The 15,944-nt window shown below is 45.9% G+C and carries 19 protein-coding genes; all 19 read right to left on the bottom strand.

The genetic code is table 11. From position 1 onward, the window contains the following. Window position 1: 1 nt before the first annotated feature. Window positions 2–1,609, bottom strand: a complete 1,608-nt coding sequence (locus HMPREF1139_RS05090; protein WP_009650353.1) for a glycosyltransferase family 2 protein — start codon at window positions 1,607–1,609, stop codon at window positions 2–4. Continuing rightward, entirely contained in the window at window positions 1,610–3,166 is a 1,557-nt protein-coding gene (locus tag HMPREF1139_RS05095; protein ID WP_009650012.1) for an AMP-binding protein, read from the bottom strand. It abuts the gene before it with no gap. Then, window positions 3,163–3,702 carry a hypothetical protein gene (locus HMPREF1139_RS05100; RefSeq protein WP_009650190.1) on the bottom strand — a complete coding sequence of 180 codons (540 nt, stop codon included), beginning with the start codon at window positions 3,700–3,702 and terminating at the stop codon, window positions 3,163–3,165. The genes HMPREF1139_RS05095 and HMPREF1139_RS05100 overlap by 4 nt, the downstream gene beginning before the upstream one ends. After that, window positions 3,683–3,937, bottom strand: coding sequence for an acyl carrier protein (locus tag HMPREF1139_RS05105; protein WP_009650092.1), 255 nt, complete (start codon window positions 3,935–3,937; stop codon window positions 3,683–3,685). The genes HMPREF1139_RS05100 and HMPREF1139_RS05105 overlap by 20 nt, the downstream gene beginning before the upstream one ends. Window positions 3,938–3,939: 2 nt before the next feature. Beyond that, window positions 3,940–4,197, bottom strand: coding sequence for a phosphopantetheine-binding protein (locus HMPREF1139_RS05110; RefSeq protein WP_009650289.1), 258 nt, complete (start codon window positions 4,195–4,197; stop codon window positions 3,940–3,942). Then, the gene (locus HMPREF1139_RS05115) at window positions 4,181–4,942 is read right to left on the bottom strand and encodes a 1-acyl-sn-glycerol-3-phosphate acyltransferase (RefSeq protein WP_009650215.1); all 762 of its coding nucleotides are present in this window, start codon (window positions 4,940–4,942) and stop codon (window positions 4,181–4,183) included. Before HMPREF1139_RS05115 ends, HMPREF1139_RS05110 begins: the two co-directional genes overlap by 17 nt. Then, window positions 4,932–5,609 (bottom strand): beta-ketoacyl synthase chain length factor, encoded by a 678-nt coding sequence (locus HMPREF1139_RS05120; RefSeq protein WP_009650095.1) that lies wholly within the window; start codon window positions 5,607–5,609, stop codon window positions 4,932–4,934. The genes HMPREF1139_RS05115 and HMPREF1139_RS05120 overlap by 11 nt, the downstream gene beginning before the upstream one ends. Continuing rightward, entirely contained in the window at window positions 5,606–6,022 is a 417-nt protein-coding gene (locus HMPREF1139_RS05125; protein ID WP_009649988.1) for a hypothetical protein, read from the bottom strand. Before HMPREF1139_RS05125 ends, HMPREF1139_RS05120 begins: the two co-directional genes overlap by 4 nt. After that, window positions 6,019–6,423: a hypothetical protein gene (locus tag HMPREF1139_RS05130; RefSeq protein WP_009650235.1), complete on the bottom strand. Its 405-nt coding sequence runs from the start codon at window positions 6,421–6,423 to the stop codon at window positions 6,019–6,021. The genes HMPREF1139_RS05125 and HMPREF1139_RS05130 overlap by 4 nt, the downstream gene beginning before the upstream one ends. Window positions 6,424–6,451: 28 nt before the next feature. Beyond that, entirely contained in the window at window positions 6,452–7,678 is a 1,227-nt protein-coding gene (locus tag HMPREF1139_RS05135) for a beta-ketoacyl-ACP synthase (RefSeq protein ID WP_034966146.1), read from the bottom strand. Next, window positions 7,678–8,397 carry a 3-oxoacyl-ACP reductase FabG gene (gene fabG / locus HMPREF1139_RS05140; protein WP_011991946.1) on the bottom strand — a complete coding sequence of 240 codons (720 nt, stop codon included), beginning with the start codon at window positions 8,395–8,397 and terminating at the stop codon, window positions 7,678–7,680. The genes HMPREF1139_RS05135 and fabG overlap by 1 nt, the downstream gene beginning before the upstream one ends. Further along, complete coding sequence (locus tag HMPREF1139_RS05145; RefSeq protein WP_009650042.1) at window positions 8,390–8,830, bottom strand: ApeP family dehydratase; 441 nt, start codon at window positions 8,828–8,830, stop codon at window positions 8,390–8,392. Before HMPREF1139_RS05145 ends, fabG begins: the two co-directional genes overlap by 8 nt. Further along, on the bottom strand, window positions 8,827–9,993 hold the full coding sequence (locus HMPREF1139_RS05150; RefSeq protein WP_009649939.1) for a beta-ketoacyl synthase N-terminal-like domain-containing protein: 1,167 nt from the start codon (window positions 9,991–9,993) through the stop codon (window positions 8,827–8,829). The genes HMPREF1139_RS05145 and HMPREF1139_RS05150 overlap by 4 nt, the downstream gene beginning before the upstream one ends. Next, on the bottom strand, window positions 9,980–10,366 hold the full coding sequence (locus tag HMPREF1139_RS05155) for a hypothetical protein (RefSeq protein WP_009649985.1): 387 nt from the start codon (window positions 10,364–10,366) through the stop codon (window positions 9,980–9,982). The genes HMPREF1139_RS05150 and HMPREF1139_RS05155 overlap by 14 nt, the downstream gene beginning before the upstream one ends. 25 nt (window positions 10,367–10,391) lie before the next feature. Further along, complete coding sequence (locus HMPREF1139_RS05160) at window positions 10,392–10,943, bottom strand: 4'-phosphopantetheinyl transferase family protein (RefSeq protein ID WP_009650223.1); 552 nt, start codon at window positions 10,941–10,943, stop codon at window positions 10,392–10,394. After that, on the bottom strand, window positions 10,909–12,354 hold the full coding sequence (locus HMPREF1139_RS05165) for a DKNYY domain-containing protein (RefSeq protein ID WP_009650154.1): 1,446 nt from the start codon (window positions 12,352–12,354) through the stop codon (window positions 10,909–10,911). Before HMPREF1139_RS05165 ends, HMPREF1139_RS05160 begins: the two co-directional genes overlap by 35 nt. Then, window positions 12,351–12,749 (bottom strand): hypothetical protein, encoded by a 399-nt coding sequence (locus HMPREF1139_RS05170; protein WP_009649929.1) that lies wholly within the window; start codon window positions 12,747–12,749, stop codon window positions 12,351–12,353. Before HMPREF1139_RS05170 ends, HMPREF1139_RS05165 begins: the two co-directional genes overlap by 4 nt. Next, window positions 12,743–14,029 (bottom strand): dual specificity protein phosphatase family protein, encoded by a 1,287-nt coding sequence (locus HMPREF1139_RS05175; protein WP_009650213.1) that lies wholly within the window; start codon window positions 14,027–14,029, stop codon window positions 12,743–12,745. The genes HMPREF1139_RS05170 and HMPREF1139_RS05175 overlap by 7 nt, the downstream gene beginning before the upstream one ends. Window positions 14,030–14,205: 176 nt before the next feature. Beyond that, window positions 14,206–15,942 carry a bifunctional alpha/beta hydrolase/class I SAM-dependent methyltransferase gene (locus HMPREF1139_RS05180; RefSeq protein ID WP_009650102.1) on the bottom strand — a complete coding sequence of 579 codons (1,737 nt, stop codon included), beginning with the start codon at window positions 15,940–15,942 and terminating at the stop codon, window positions 14,206–14,208. Window positions 15,943–15,944: the final 2 nt, after the last annotated feature.

A 15,944-nucleotide genomic window follows, 5' to 3' on the forward strand; every position in this document is an offset into this window, starting at 1 on the left:
CTCATCTCCAAAAATTAAAAAAGTTAAACCATTGAGATGGCGCCCTCAAGCAGTGCTCCTCCAGCTGCTTGACATACTTTTGCACATAGGGTCTGACGCTTGCGGCTTTGTCTCGCGAGAGAGCGATATTTTGAGCGATAGGCATCAGCTCGATCCTAAATTTACCCTCTATCTTCTCACACCAAAGCGAGCTTACTTTCACACCCAAGATAGCCGCCAGCAAATAAGGTCCGTAGTTGAATTTCGCCTCCTTGCCAAGGAATCGCACGCTCATGAATTTATCCCCGTTTATCGGCACTCTATCGCCCATAACGCCTATATGCACGCCACTATCTACGATATTTTTAAGCTCCAGCATCGCCGATACGTCAAGCTCGTTCACGTTTAAAAGACGGATCTTGCCAAGGCTTATTTTATTCATTATCTCGTAGAAATTTTCACTTCCCTTCGTATAGACAAGTACGACCATTTCAAACCCATCGACTTTGGTAGAAAGGGCTTTGCAAATTTCAGCGTTTCCAAGATGGCTGGTTATTATCACCTGTCCCTTTTTAGCGCCTACTAGCTCGTCGTCTATGAGCTTTGCGTTGACCTTATCAAGCTCGTCTTTTGAAATTTTATCCTGCCAGACTCTAAATTTATCACATATCGCCACGCCGAATTCATAAAAATTCTCAAACGCTTGCGTGCTAAATTCCCGCCCAGAAAACCGCTTTAAATTTCGTCTGAAATTTTTGATGTTTTCACGCTCGTTTTTTGAAAATATATAGTAAAAAAGCACGACGATCTTTATGATGAAATTTAAAATGAAGGTCGGCGTATAGCGCACTAAAAACAGCGTGAGCTCTAGGAAAAAGGCGTTTGCCCTCTCGCCCTTTTGCCACCACAGCTTGTCTTTGCTGTTAAAAAATTTCAAAAATATGAATTTTGGCAGACTGAAAAAATATCTCGCGTGCATGAGGCTTATCAGTGCGTTGTCTCTTAGCATTTTAAAGTGCGAAACACCGTCCTTTTCGTAGCGCACTTTGATATCTATCCACCTCATATCCACGCCTTGTCTGGAAGCGTTGAGCAAAATTTCCATGTCAAATTCCATCCTGTTCGTTTTGCTCTTTTGCACGGCCTCTTTTATCGTCTCAAGCGGATATATCCTAAAGCCGCACATCGTATCTTTCATCTTGGTCGTGAGCGCATTCACCCGCACCCAAAAATTCGTGATCTTTCTGCCATACACCCTTGATCTTGGCGCATTTTCGTCATAGATAGGATTTGAGCAGATGATGCTTTGCGGGAAATTTCGACTCGCTTCTAAAAACCGCTCGATCATGCCGACATCATGCTGAAAATCGGCGTCTATCTGAAAGGCATGCGTAAAGCCTTTTTCAAATGCGAATTCAAAGCCATCTTTCATCGCCGCGCCCTTGCCGTCGTTGTTTGGGCGCGTTAAAAGCAAAACGTCCTCAAGCTCTCTCAACACGGCTTTGCTGGGCTCATCAGAGCCGTCATCGACGATGATTATCGGGATATCGTGGAGTTTTAGCGCGGCTACGAGCTCTTTTATGTTTTGCGGGTGGTTGTAGTAAGGCACTAAAAATGCAAATTTATTCATCTACTCGCAGCTTATCCTGCCAAGCGAGCATCTCTCGCCGTTGCAAAAGATCTCAAAATACAGCTTCTCGTTTTTCTTCTCGAACCAAACGCTCAGCCTATCGTTTGGACGCACGAATTTTGTAAATTTTAGATTTTCTATCCTTGATGCACCGTTTAAATTTAGCCCCGCGACGCTTGCTAGACGAAATACGAAATCAAGCTGCATAAACCCCGGCAGCAGCGGTAAATTCGGAAAATGATCGGTAAAAATTTTAAGCCCCACGTCCATCACCGCGCTAAATTTATATTTTTGCCCGTCGCTGCCCTCGTCGCTCCATTTTAGGCTCGCATCGTCAAAGAGCAAGCCTTCAAAGCGGCTTTTTTCAAATTTACCTTGCTTGTTCCTGCCCAGATCGCTTACTATCCTAAAATATCTGATATTGTTTTTAAACTCGCTTCTAAGCAGACTCGTAAGCTCGCTAACGACGCCCTTTTTGCCGTTTCTTCTAAATTTAGCCAGCCCTTTTTCATTTAACACCAAAAGTGCGGCGACTCTCTTGAAATTTGGATGCATACCGCAGTAGCAGTCCTTTACAATACCGCTTTCAAGTAGCCTGCTTTCGACGCTCTCCAGGCTCACACGCTTATCGTTTAGCTTTATGATGCGATCCATGCGCCCTTTTAAAATGAGCCTGTCGCTATCTATGCGCGCCCAGTCGTTCGTCTGAAAAAATTTGCACCAAGGCGAGCGCACGTTTAGCGCCTCTCTCTCGTCAAGCCCGGCGTCCACTTTACTGAAAATTTTAAGCCCGTCGCCTAGATTTCTCGCTACGACACCAGTCTCCGTGCTGCCGTAAATCTCGATCGTCCTAGCATCGCAAAGCCTCGTCAGCTCATCTCTAAGCTCGTTTTTTAGCGCCGATCCCGCGCAAACTATGCCTTTTAGCAGCTTTAAATTTGCCGCTCTTGGGCTTTGCACGAGGGTTTGAAGCAGCACGGGACTTGTTATAAAGATATGATCTTTAAGATCTACATCGAGTATGATCTCAGGGTAGTTTAGCTCCTTTGCGATGACCTTCGCGCCCAAAACAAGGGGCAAAAAGACCTTGAACGTGAGCCCGAACATGTGCTGATGCGAAACGCTGGAGAAAAATACCTCGCCAGGGCTAAATTTAAGCTCTTCCGCCAGATAAAGGCTCTCTTTTATCATCTCATCGAGCGATTTTTCGATGATCTTGCTTTTGGCGCTGGAGCCCGAGGTTTGCAGGAAAAATTTTGCATTTTCATCAAGCTCTAGCGCGATATCCTCGTCAAAATTTAAAAAATCGGTGAAATTTTCATCCCTTACATGTATCTTTTGGGGATCAAAGATAGGCTTTTGAAGCACGGTCGGTACGGCACCGGCCATCAAAGAGCCAAAAAATGCCGCATAAAAGCAAAAAGCATCGTTTAGATAGATCTCAAGCTCTTTTATGCCGCGGCTCTTGATACGGCCGGCAAATGCCTCACAATGCCTAAAAAGCTCCCGCTTATCGTCCTCAAAACAAAATGCTCTTAAATTTTCGATAAATTTCACTTCTCATCTCTTAAAATAAAAAATTTACGGTATAAAATTTCTCCGCCAAAAAGCGCTCCCATCAGCAAGTAAGAAACAAGACCGCTATAAACGCTCCAATAAATTTTATCCTCAAAGAGGGCTAGAAAAAAGGAGCTTGCGGCGTTAAATATAAAAAACGCGCACCAAATTTTGGTCAAATCCCTTGTATAGATCACGCCTTTTTCGTCCAGATCGGGCTCTTTTAGCCTCGCAAGCCTTGTTATCACGGCTTCGCCTTTGAGGCTATTTGCAAAAAATACCAAAAATGCAAGGCTGACTAAGGACGGATACAAAAATGCCAAAAAACCGCCTCTAAAAATAGCGCAAAGCACGAAAAAGGCGGCGGCAAGCCAGCAAATCCTCTTCATATCGCCGCTTTCAAAATACCCCCTGACGGCCCACAAAACGGCGAGCAAAAGTAAAATTCCTCCGCTATGCTCGCTCGCAAAAAGTAGCACGAACGGGTAGATCACGCTTACTAGCGTGAGGGTAAATTTAGCTATCTTGAGCTTCAAATTTCTTTGCCACGGCCTTGACTATATCATCGAGCGTTTTCACGTTTTTAAAATCCTCGGGCATCAGCCTGTATCCGGTCTGTCGCTTGATATAATCTATCAGATCGATCGCGTCGATGCTGTCTATTTGCAGGTCTTCATATATCAGAGTCTGCGGCTTTATTTTACTCTCGTCCATCTCAAAAAGCTCGACCAAAGCTTTTTTCAAAATTTCAAAAATCTCCTCTTGAGTCATCGCTATTTCCTATTTTCAGATATATATTTCGCGAGGCTTGAGACACTGCGAAATATCTCTTTTAAATTTGCCGTTTTGGAGTCGAGCACCAGGCCGTATCTTTTTTGCACCGCAAGGCCAAGCTCCAGCGCATCGACACTATCAAGACCAAGCCCTTCGTTGAAAAGCGGTGCGTTCTCATCGATGTCGCTTGGTTTCATATCCTCTAAATTCAGGCTTTCAATGATAAGCTCCTTTACCTCGTTAATCAGCTCTTTCATCAAATTCCTCCTTATAAATTTTTATAATATCCTCATGCAGCCGTCTGGCTCTGACGAGGTCTGGTTTATGCGTCATAAATTTAGACATATCAAGGCTAAATATCTCTTTAAAGTCGTATTTTATCCTCACGCTTGGGGTCTTATACCAAGGCTGATCCTTTTTAAGGCTCCTTGGAGACATCCTGATGGCTAGCAAAGATACGCTCTTAGCGCCTTTTACGGCGATATAGGCCGCAGCTTTATGAAATATGATCTCATCTTTCGTTCTAGTGCCCTCGGGAAAGATCAGTAAATTTTCTCCGTTTTTGAGCACCTCGATGCTTTTTTGCAAAAGCTCGTCGTTTTGGGTATTTGGTATGTAGTTGCAAGCTCTGATCGCTGCAAACAAAAATATATTTTTACTCAGGCTTCCTTTTACGATGCAGTTTATGCGCTTAAATTTTGGCACCAAAAATACGACATCGAGCAAAGATGGGTGATTTGCTATTATCATTTGCGAGCCGTCGTTTAATTCGCTCTTAAGGTCAAATTTATACTCCAAATACCCAAACACCTCTGTCATCTTGATAAAAAATTTCCACGCCACCGCAACCTTATCGCGTGCAAAATTTTCGACCGCTTTGAATCTGTTTAGCCTAAAAACGATGATGGGTATGAAAAGTATATTGCCGATCATGCAAATGACCGCAAACAGCACGAATAACGCACCCGCGATAAACTGCTTAAAAATTTGTCTAAGGTTCATAGTCCCACTGCCAAGTAGAATTTTCGTCGCTACTTTTAAAAGAGCATTTTTTCTCAAAGCTAAAATTTTGCAAGAATCGCAAAAGCAAATTTTCATCGCTTCCGCCCTCTTTTGGCATTTGCCGCAGGCTAAGACGCTTGCCTTTGGATATCTGCTTAGAAACTATCATCGCCGCCATGAAAGATGAGGAATGCTCGTTGAAATACTCCTGCGATATCGCTTCGTGATAGGCGAGCACTAGCACCTTATCAAAGTCCTCGTCAAGCCTTAAATTTGCCACTAAAAGGGCGTATTCAAGCGGCGCGTAAGCTGATATCGCTGAAATTTCATATCTATTTTGCATACTTATGCTAAGTAGCGACGAGATCGCGTTATGCACCGATAGCGAGAACGATGTCGGCGAGAGCGGCTCGTTTTTTGCGAGCGTGCTTTGCAGCTCGAAACAGCGGTTCATCTCGCCCTCATACGAGCTAAAAACGATAGGCATCTCAAGCTTTTTAAAGCCCTTGATGAGGTCAAACGCACATTTCGCCGCACGACTGAGCCTTCGCCTCTCAAGGGGCGGGATATGCGAAAGATCAAAATCCCTTTGATATCGCGCGAGCTTGGCACTCACGTCGCCAAAAGCGATGGCATCGAAAAATTCTACTTTAAAATCAAGTATCACTTGGCTATATCGCCTTTTAAAGTCACACCCGCCATCAGCGCTCCTGCGCCGCATTGAAACTGCGTCTTGGAGTCAAAAGGCTGCTTTTTATAATATCCGGTGAGGTTTATGACCTTGCTGCCGCCCTCTTGTATCGCGCGGTCTTGAAAGGTCCTTAAGGCCGATAACATCGCCCATTCGCAAGCCTCCTGATCGCTTTTGTTGAATGCGTTCGTTTTTTTGTTTGCCGTTAGCCCCTGCTTTAAAATTTTGCCCTTGCCGCCCGAGCCGAAGCTTAGTTTCACATTAGGGTTTAGCACCTCTTTAGCCTTTGGGGAATTTAAAAAATCCAGCGAAAAGTAAAGCACGTCGTCGCGTGCGCTCAAGGTGCTGCAAAATATCGCCGATACGGCGAGCGTCAGAATTTTCCTCATCTTGCTATGTCTCCTTTTAATCTAACGGTGAATTTGTTCGTATATAGGCATTGATAATGTGTCTTGGAGCTAAATTCTTTGCCGTAAAGGAAGCTCACTAAATTTACCACCTTTGAGCCATGCTCCTTTTTGACGCGCCTTTGAAAGGCATTTACCGCATCGAGAAAGGCCTTCTCGCATTTTTGCTTTTTGTCACCGACATCGCCGCGCTCTTTTCTGCTGGCTACCGCGTTTGTTATGACGTCTCCTTTGTAGCCGTTGCCAAATTCCACCTTCACATCAGGCAAGATATACTCGCTCGCAAGCGGTGACTTTAGGGCTTCGTCGATACTTAGCTCAAAGAATTCCTCAGCGTTTGAAACGGCGGCTATCAAGGCCAGCAAAACTAAAATTTTTTTCATATATTCTCCTAAAATTTAGCTATTTTATTTAAATTTTCTTAAAAATAAGCGAGGTATTCACCCCGCCAAATGCGAAGTTGTTACTCATCACAAAGTCCGTATTTATCGCGGTTTGCTCGGTCAGATAAAAAAGCGGCGCACACTCCTTGTCAATGTGAGTTAAATTTATCGTCGGGAAAAATCGTCCCTCACGCATCATCATTATGCTAAATATCGCTTCCAGCCCGCCGCACGCCCCAAGCGTGTGCCCGAGGTAGCTTTTTAGCGAGCTGATGGCGATCTTGCTTCCAAAAAGCTCGTTCGTCGCCCAGCTCTCGGCGATGTCGCCAAATTTCGTAGCCGTAGCGTGAGCGTTGATGTAGCCGATATTTTCAGGGGTTAAATTTGCGTCTTTTAGCGCGAGCTGCATCGCCGCTTTCATCGTCGCACTTTGCGGGCGAGTGACATGCGTGCCGTCGCAGTTTGAGCCAAAGCCCACGACCTGGGCGTAAATTTTAGCCCCGCGTCTCATCGCACTTTCCTCGCTTTCAAGCAGCACCACCCCGGCTCCCTCGCCAAGCACCAGCCCGTCGCGCCCTGCGTCAAATGGAGAGGGCGAAATTTCAGGCGTTTTATTTTTCACGCTCGTTGCGTAAAGCGTGTCAAATACATACGCTTCGCTCGGGCAAAGCTCCTCCGCTCCGCCCGCTAGCATCATGTCGATCTTGCCGCTTTTTATGCTTTCGTAGGCGTATCCTATAGCGTGCGAGCCGCTGGTGCAAGCTGATGAGGTCGGGATAATGCGCCCTTTTAACGAGTAAAAAAGCGCGATGTTTGCCGCCGTCGTGTGAGGCATCATCTTGATGTAGGTGTTTGCGTTGCATTCGTTTTCGCCGCTATCAAGCAGCCTCGCCATCGCAAGTATCGACTCCGTGCTGCCCGTGCTAGAGCCGCACGCCACGCCCAGCCTACCGTCCTGCACGCTCTCATCTATCTTTTCGCCCTCCATCAGCCCGGCGTCTTTTAGCGCGAGCCCCGCCGCTTCGACGCTAAACATCGACACGCGCCCGAGGCTTCGCAGCTGCTTCCTGTCCCACTCCTTCGGGTGCTCGTAGCCTATGATCGGCGCAGCTAGACGGGTATTTAAATCGGCGTACCTGTCCCACTCGCTCATAAATTTTACGGCGTTTTTGCCAAGCTCAAATTTAGCCTTTATCTGCGCCCAGTCCTTGCCAAAGGCGCTCACCATCCCCATCCCTGTCACAAAAACACGCATCAGCAAAGTCCCCCATTCACTCCGATCACTTGTCTTGTTATATAGCTAGCCCCCTCGCTTAGCAAAAACTCAACGACAGGAGCGACCTCGTCGGCTTTGCCAGCCCTTTTTGCGGGGATAAATTTTAGCGCTTCCTCCGCTAAGTCGCCGTTTAAAATTTCGCTCGTCATATCACTTTCTATGAGCCCGGGAGCGACGCAATTAACAGTGATATTTCGCGAGGCAAGCTCGGTAGCTAGGGCTTTTGTAGCGCCTATTAGCCCTGCTTTGCTGGCGGAGTAATTCACCTGTCCGCGGTTGCCTATGATGCCTGAAACCGAGCTTATCACGACTATGCGAGCGGACTTTCTCGTGCGTATCATAGGCATGAGAGCTGGCTTTAACACGTTGTAAAAGCTGTTTAAATTCGTATCTATCACGCTAAACCACTCCTCATCGCCAAGTGCGACGAAAGTGTTGTCCCTCGTGATACCGGCGTTTAAAACCACGCCGTAGTAAGCTCCGTTTGCCTCGATGTCGCGCTCTATGGCTTCTTTTGCCGCTGCGGTGTCGCTCACGTCGAAATTTAAAATTTTAGCCCCGAGCTCATCTGCTAAATTTAAAAGCTGCTCGCTCTTGCTTTTACCGTGTAGCACGACCTCGTAAGCCCCCGCAAGCCGTCTTGCGATCGCCGCACCTATCCCCCTACTAGAGCCCGTCACCAAGACCCTCCTACTCATCCAACATCCTTTCTACGAATTCCTCATCAGGACTTATCACGTTCAAAGCCGCCCTCGCGCCAAGCTCGCCATTTACGAAAAGCTCGCAGTCATACACGCCAAATCCGCTCTCATCTTGGATTGAGCAGACAGAATTTATGACGATCTCGTCGCCCACCTCGAAAAATGACCTAAACATCTCAAATTTACGGCTAGCAAGCAAAAAGCCAAAGCCCGCTTTCTCGCCTCTTAGCTCGCGCATCTTCGAGTCATACACGCCTAGGCTTTGAGCCATCATCTCTATGGCTTTATGCATCGCGAATTTCCCGTTTTCAAGGAACGCATTGCCTTGTTTTATAAGGCTTCTCGTCCTTATGTGCCCCTCTTTGAATTCTAAAATTTCATCTATCAAAACGATCGCGCTGCCGTGAGGCAAATAATCCGCCAGACTCATTTCAGCCTCCTAAAAACTATCGCCGCATTGTCTCCGCCAAAGGCAAAAGATATCGACATAGCGGAATTTACGACCGCTTTTTGACCCTGTTTTATCAGATCTATCCTCTCTAGCTCATCGTCATAAACGCCGTCATAGATGTGTGGCGGTAGCACGCTCTCGCCCTTGGTGCAAAGTAGCGCACATATCGCGCTCTCTATCGCTCCGGCTGCGCCTAAAGTATGCCCTATGGCCGGCTTTATGGAGCTTGCAGGCGTATCTTTTAGCAGCGAATTTACGATCCTAGCCTCCATTTTATCGTTTGCAAACGTGCCAGTACCGTGCAAATTCAGATAGTCCACGTCGCTTAGGCCTGCCATATCAAGGACTTTTTTGATACAAACGCCTTGCATCCGCCCCTCTAAATCAGGCTGCGTCACGTGAAAAGCATCACAGTTTGAGTGCTCGCCGGCCACGACGACGTCTGAAATTTCATCGCGGCTAAGCACGAAAAGGCCCGCGCCCTCGCCGATATTGATGCCGTCTCTGTTTTTAGAAAACGGGACACTGGGATTTTGGCTCAGTATACCAAGCGAATCAAAGCCGTTTATCGTGAGCGTGTTTAGGCTATCCACGCCGCCACATATCACGGCGTCGCAAAGACGCGAGTTTATGAGCCTTTTTGCCTCGATAAGGGCTTTCACGCCCGACGTACAGGCGGTCGAGACGGAAAAGACAGGGGAATTTAGCCCGTAATGATACGATATGAACTCGGCCGGATTGGCCAGAGAGCTTCTGCTTATGCCAAATTTGCTCTTATCAAAGACTCCGTTTTTTGCGTATTGCTTGAACGTCTCGTAGTTTTCCTCTACGCCGCTTGTGGTAGTGCCGATAACCACTGCTACGCGGCTTTTGCCGTATTTTTTGATGGCTTTTAGTGCGGCGTCATCTATCTGCTCGAGGGCGTTTAGCACAAGGGCGTTCGTGCGCGTGCGAAAGTGCTCCGGAGTGTTTGAGGCGAATTTTGGCAGCTCGCCCTTTACCATGCCGACGATGAAATTTTTGCTTTGATTAAAGCCATCGCAAACGCTCAAAAATCTCCTGCCGCTTTGTAAATTCGCCAAATTCTCATCCGCGCTCATGCCTGCTGAGCTGATTATCGAGGGTTTGCTAACGTATATCAATGACTTTTACCTTAAATTTTTCATTTTTTACTAAAATTTCCGCCTCTTTTTTGTGCGTAGCTATCATATCGAGCACTTTTATGAAAAGCTCGTTATATGCGCTGTTTGGCGGTAAAAATCCGATCGTTTCAAATTTGCCATCAGGCTTTAAGACCCGCCTGGCAAGCGGTGCTCCGAGCGAATTTATCATCGTGAATCTATAATCCTCGCCGCCATGAACGACGTAAAGTGTGCTCGGGCTGTCTTTAGAGACGACCTCAAAGCTTTTCTCGCTGAATTTAGCGAGGTTTGGGCTTTGATATTTTGCTGCACAGCCTGCAAATACAAGGATCAAAAAGATAAATTTTATATATTTTTTAAGACTTAGAGGCAAAGATATTCCTTAAATTTAGCTTGATTTACTCGTAAAATATTTTGATTATATCTTTTTTGCCCTTAAAAATAATGCAGACCATAAACAAATCATTAACGACAAAGTGCTTCATAGTGTATGCGCTTTTTGTGATATCGACCGAACCAAGCTCGCTAAAGCCTAAATTTTCAGCCTTTAGTATAGCCTCCTTTGCGGTGTAAATTTGATAAAAGGCGAGGATTTTATTTTTTGAGTTTTGATATATTTTTAACTCGCCCTCGCTAAAACAAAACTGCATAATAGCTTCAAAATCTCGCGGCTTTAAAAGCTCTATATCAAGGCCGAATTTACCCTTGCCAAAGAGTATACCAGCGCAGCCGTTTTTGTGACTCATACAAAATTTAGAGCGCCGTTTAGCGCTTGCTTTTAGGCTGCGAGAAATTTTAAAGGCGCTGAAATTTAGAAGATTCGGATACTTTTTGACACGCCTTTTATCGTTTTTAGATAGCGCCTTTTTGCTGAAATTTCGTGTATTTTCAGATAAGCAAAGGTGCAGTGCGAGCTCATTTTTCATATTTTTTAAATCTTGCAAATCCAAACGGCTCTTTTCTCATAGTGCCTATCATGATGATAAAAAAGGCTGCAAAGAAAATGACATAGATAGGTATTTCGCCCACGTCATAAACGCTTTGAGCCTGCAAGATCTGCTCGCCGTTTACGGGCACGAGACGTCCTTGACCTATTAGATCGCGTAGCGTTTGTATGTTCGTTTGATGTAGTAAAATTTGAACGTCAGGCGGGCTCGTGACCTCGTAGATCGTGTTTTTGACAAGCTGCCCCGTGCCCAGATCGTCAAAATAATAGATCTTATCCCCGCTTTTCCATACGCTACCCTCTAAGTCCGCATCGCCAAGCTTTGTGATACCGTCATCTATGGGTAGGCGCTTTATGAACGTGAGGCGCTTTTTCAAGGTCAAACCGCCACTTCGACTGTTCGCTCGGATTTCACTCGACTCGAGATAGAATAAATTTTTGCCGTCTATAAAGACGTTTTTAGTTATTTGCTTTTGCGAGCCGCTGAAAGGATCGTCGCCTGCGCGGTAGAGTTGACCGCTTTGATCGTCATAATAATAAATCCCGCCCTTGCCTCTAAAAAGCGAATGATAAGTGTGCTCACGGCCTTGATTTATGAGTGAAAAGGGTCTAAATTTCGGATCAAATTCAAAATCGTTAGCATAAACACTGCCGCTTTTTGGATCAAAAAGATAATAAACATCGTTAAAATCGGCGATCTGGTAAAGGCTAGGATCATCTTTGATAGCTAAAAGCTTGTCTTTAAAATACACATGCTCACCGTCAGCCATGTAAAAAGCGCTATTTCGCCAACCGCTTTCATCTTTTATGCGTCTAAATTTAGACGGGCTGGCATCTTTTAAGATTTCGCCCTCGTAATATACGTTTTTGCCGTTTGTAGCGAGGTTTAAGTCCAAAAGCGGCTTTATAGACGTATCTGAAATTTCACGCACGATATTTTTATAAAGGATCGGTTCGTCACCTATGCCAAAGGAGTATAGAATGTAGTCCAAAACCAGATTAAACGAGGAGAGCTTGTCGTCTCTTCTAGCAAACATCGAGCAAAATATGCTCTTTTTTCCGTCGCCGTAGTAGTTGTTACCTATGTAGTAAAGCGCTTTTGGATCCAGCGTGGTGCGCTCGTTCGCGCAGTAGACGGCATTTTTATCGACGCCGACATGAGATTTATACTGATCGTCTTTAAATTCATGAAAGCTATCCGCGTCCGCGCCTTTTATCTCGCGATCGCCGGCGCCTACGACCTCGGCGTAAATTTTGCCTTTGTATTTATGAAATATACTGCCCTTAAATTCCGCGCCCTCCTGCTCTATCTGCCAGCTATCATCGTCGATCATCCTAACAATGATAAAAACGAAGACGCAAGCAAGCAAAAGCAAAAATATGGCGGCCATCTTTAAAATTTTAATCTGCTTCAATACGCATACCTCATATCCAAAACAAGCCCCAGCAAAAGATAAAAAACGCTCGCGAAAACGAGCTTTTTATATAGCCCTATCGCCCCTTTGCATCTACTTTTCATATCTGCCGGGCGCATGTTTTTAGCTAGCCCAAGCGTCCTTAAACTACTATCAAATTTCTGCGCCTCGAGCCGCTCGTGACTAAAATCTTGCATTATGAAAGCATCGAAGCTCAGCCTTATATGCAGATACAAAATATAGATGAAAAATGCCGCCATGACGACCTTTTGCCACATATCGTAACGTAAAATCGCTATAAAAAACATAGCGAAATTCATCAAAAATATAAATTTATGAGTCGCGATGAGGCGTGATAGAGTGAGTGCTAAGGACTTTTCGTCTAAATTTAGCATTTTAGCTCCTTTTTAAAATTTTGCAGTAAATCTTCGTATCCTTCTATGACCGCCATTTTGCGCGAGCTTTTTATGAGATCTATAGCCTCTTGCACGCTAAAATTTTTATACCGGGTAAGCCACGCGGCGAGCACCACCGCACTGCGCCCGTATCCAAGCGCGCAGCAAACAAGCGTCCTCTTGCCAAGACTGGCAAGCTCGTTAAATTTAGCCGCTGCCGAGCAAAGCTCGATCAAGCTTGGTTGCGTCATATCAAGAAGGGCGAAATTTTCATAAATTTGAGCGTTTCGCGGGCGGTATTCGCACTCGGCGGTCAGGTCGAAAATAGCATAGAATTTAGGCGCAGCGACGATAGAACCCAGATAAATACCGGGTAAAATTTCATCATAAAGGCTGTCATGTCTAAGCCAATAAAATATATTTACGTGAGCAACTAGCAGATACGGCAAAAGCAAAATTTTAGCCGCCGTTTGCAGCCTGCCGTTTTGACCTTTTCTGAAAATTTCACATCCAAAAAGCAAATACGCAAGCACGACAAGAAAAAAGCTGACGCCAAGATAAGCCAGCCAAAGCGCCCAGCCACCGATAGCTAGCGCTATAAGAAGGCTAAGCACGGCAAAAAAGCTGTAAATGGCGGCTTGTTTTAGATGTCTTGGCGTTACGAAATTTCTTTTTGGTTTTAAAATTTCACCATCAAGCGGCACGAACAAAAGCACTAAAAATCCCACCAAAAGCCCGGTCGGGATATCGATGAAATGATGCTGAAATGTCGTTAGCACCGAGACTACTATGAGCGCGAACCACGCAAACAGCAGGCATTTTAGCCAGATCTGACGCGCCTTGCTCATGTAAAGCGAGCCGACGATGACGCTTAGGATGATATGAAGCGACGGGGCTTGATTAAAGGGCTTATCAAAGGCTAAAAGGCTGTCAAACAAAAAGCCAAAAAATCCCGAGCTCTCAGGCTTTTGCCATGAAATTTGAAGCGGTGTCAGGATAAAAAACGCGCTGGCTACGATCTGGGCTAAAAACAGCTGCAAGGTGTAGCGCCTCAGCTCGGCTTTGCTCTTGCAAAGTAAAAAGCCAAAGCCGTAAAGCAAATTTAGCGACCAATAAGGCACTATGCTCCACGCCCAAAACGGGATCTGCCGCTCCCATGAAAAGAAAATTTCAGGCACGTTTTGACGCATGGCGGCAAAGTAGTTGGCAAAGCCGTAGCTAGCGTAAAAAAACGTAGCTATGGCTGCCAGATAGCAAAGTCTTGTTAAAAACCATCTCATAAATTTACATTTCTCGTTTGGATCATATTTGGCTTTGTTTTAATCTTTAAAATTCTATGACGCTCTAGCGTAGTCAGATCTTATTAGCGAGCTTATCGCCACGATCGTAGTCGCTTGCGTAGCAAGGAAAATTTGCAAAGCTTTTTAAATTTAGCAACGCTTGTCAAAAGCCGAATTTACCTCTTTACCGCAATACTGACACTAAAAATCCCGTCGTCATCTATCCACTCGTGCACCTTTTCAAAGCCCGCGTTTGCTACCAGCTGATCCATCTCGGCTTGGCTTCTGCGGCGCATTATCCACGCCTGCCCCTCTCTGTGGCTGGAGAGCACGCGCGCAATCATCTCAAGCTGCGGGTGGAAAGGCTGATTCGTATAGATTAGGTATCCGCCGCTTCGTATGCAGTTTGCAAAGCCATCAAGCGCCGTTCTCACGAGCGCGTTATCGCTAAAAAGCTCAAAAAGCCCCGAGACTACGCCAAGATCTATGCCACCTTTTAGGCTCTCGTAGCTTTTTGCTTCAAAGGCATTCACCTCTTCAAAACTCGCGATATGCTCTAAATTTCGCTCTTTTATCATCTCGCGCCCGGCCTGGACGTTTATCTTGCTGTAATCTCTAAGGTAAATTTTATCAGGCAGAGCGTTTGCGTCAAGCGCGTCTAATATGTATCTGCCGTGCCCTGAAGCGATGTCTAGTAAATTTACGCTAGAGCCGCTTTGCTTAAGCCTGCAAATAGCGTAGTCAAGGGCGAGTTTGATATTTTGCTTACGCGTCCTGATGCCTCGCCAGCCGATCGCATTTAGGTAAATTTTATCTATGAATTTAAAAAATTCATTCGCCCCTTGAGGCTCGTTTTGATATACGTAATCAAGCGTACTGCCGCTATCATAGCCCGTTTGCTCGCCGATTTGTAGCCCCTTCACCCAAGGTGAGAGCGCCCTCATGCCAAATCTTTGAAATTTAAACCACAAATTTTTAGGGCAAAATTTCGGTAGCGGTGTAGCGAGCCAGTCGGCCTCCCGCCTGCTAAAGCCAAACTCGTCCGCATGAGTTTGATCGATTTGTTTAAAGGGCTCTTCAAAGCGCGCGGTGATGAAATTTCTCATTTTTTCAAAGGCGACGTGTCTGTCTTTCTCACCCAAAGTATCGTGATAAAAGCCCGCTAGCACGTGGCGCTCTTTGATGTGCGAGCCAAGGTCACAGTAAAATTTATGCTGCGGGGCGTGGTTTACGACCCAGTCATCGCCGGAGATTAGAAGCTGTATCGGCGTGATGATGGCGGCTGCGTCGTTTACGACCCTATCCGCCGCCTCGTAAAGACCCAGCAATATCCGCACCGATATAGCGCGCGTGATGAGGCTATCGGCGTTATACGAGCTGATGCGCTCCTTGTTGTGCGTGAGATAATGCGCCTTGACATAGCTATTTACGTAAAAATTCCCGCGAAATTTTTGCATGAGCGCAAGACCCGCTCTAGCAAACGGTACGTAAAGCTTCACGCTAAAGGCAGGGCTTGCCAGCACCGCGCAGCGGATCTTAGGCGCGTAGTCGTGTATCCAGGCAGAGGCGATGACTGCACCTACGCTTTGAGCTATGACGGCGATGTCCTGCTCTAAGATAGCATACTCGCTTTTGATATGCTCTATAAATTCGCCCACATCGGCTATCAAGCGCCCGATACTAGGCGCATCGCCACGCTCACCGGGGCTTCGTCCGTGTCCCCTTTGATCCCAGGCAAAATAACTAAAATCATCAAGCCCGAGCTCATCGGCGACAAACATCATCCTGCCCGAGTGCTCGTGCCCTCTGTGAAAGAGCACGATAGCCTTTTTGCTACCGTTTAATGATGGTTTGTAACGATAAAACAGCTTTACACCGTCGGTCGTCTCAAACTCTTTTTCTAAAATTTCCATGT

This window comes from Campylobacter sp. FOBRC14 (assembly GCF_000287855.1).
Classification (GTDB): domain Bacteria; phylum Campylobacterota; class Campylobacteria; order Campylobacterales; family Campylobacteraceae; genus Campylobacter_A; species Campylobacter_A curvus.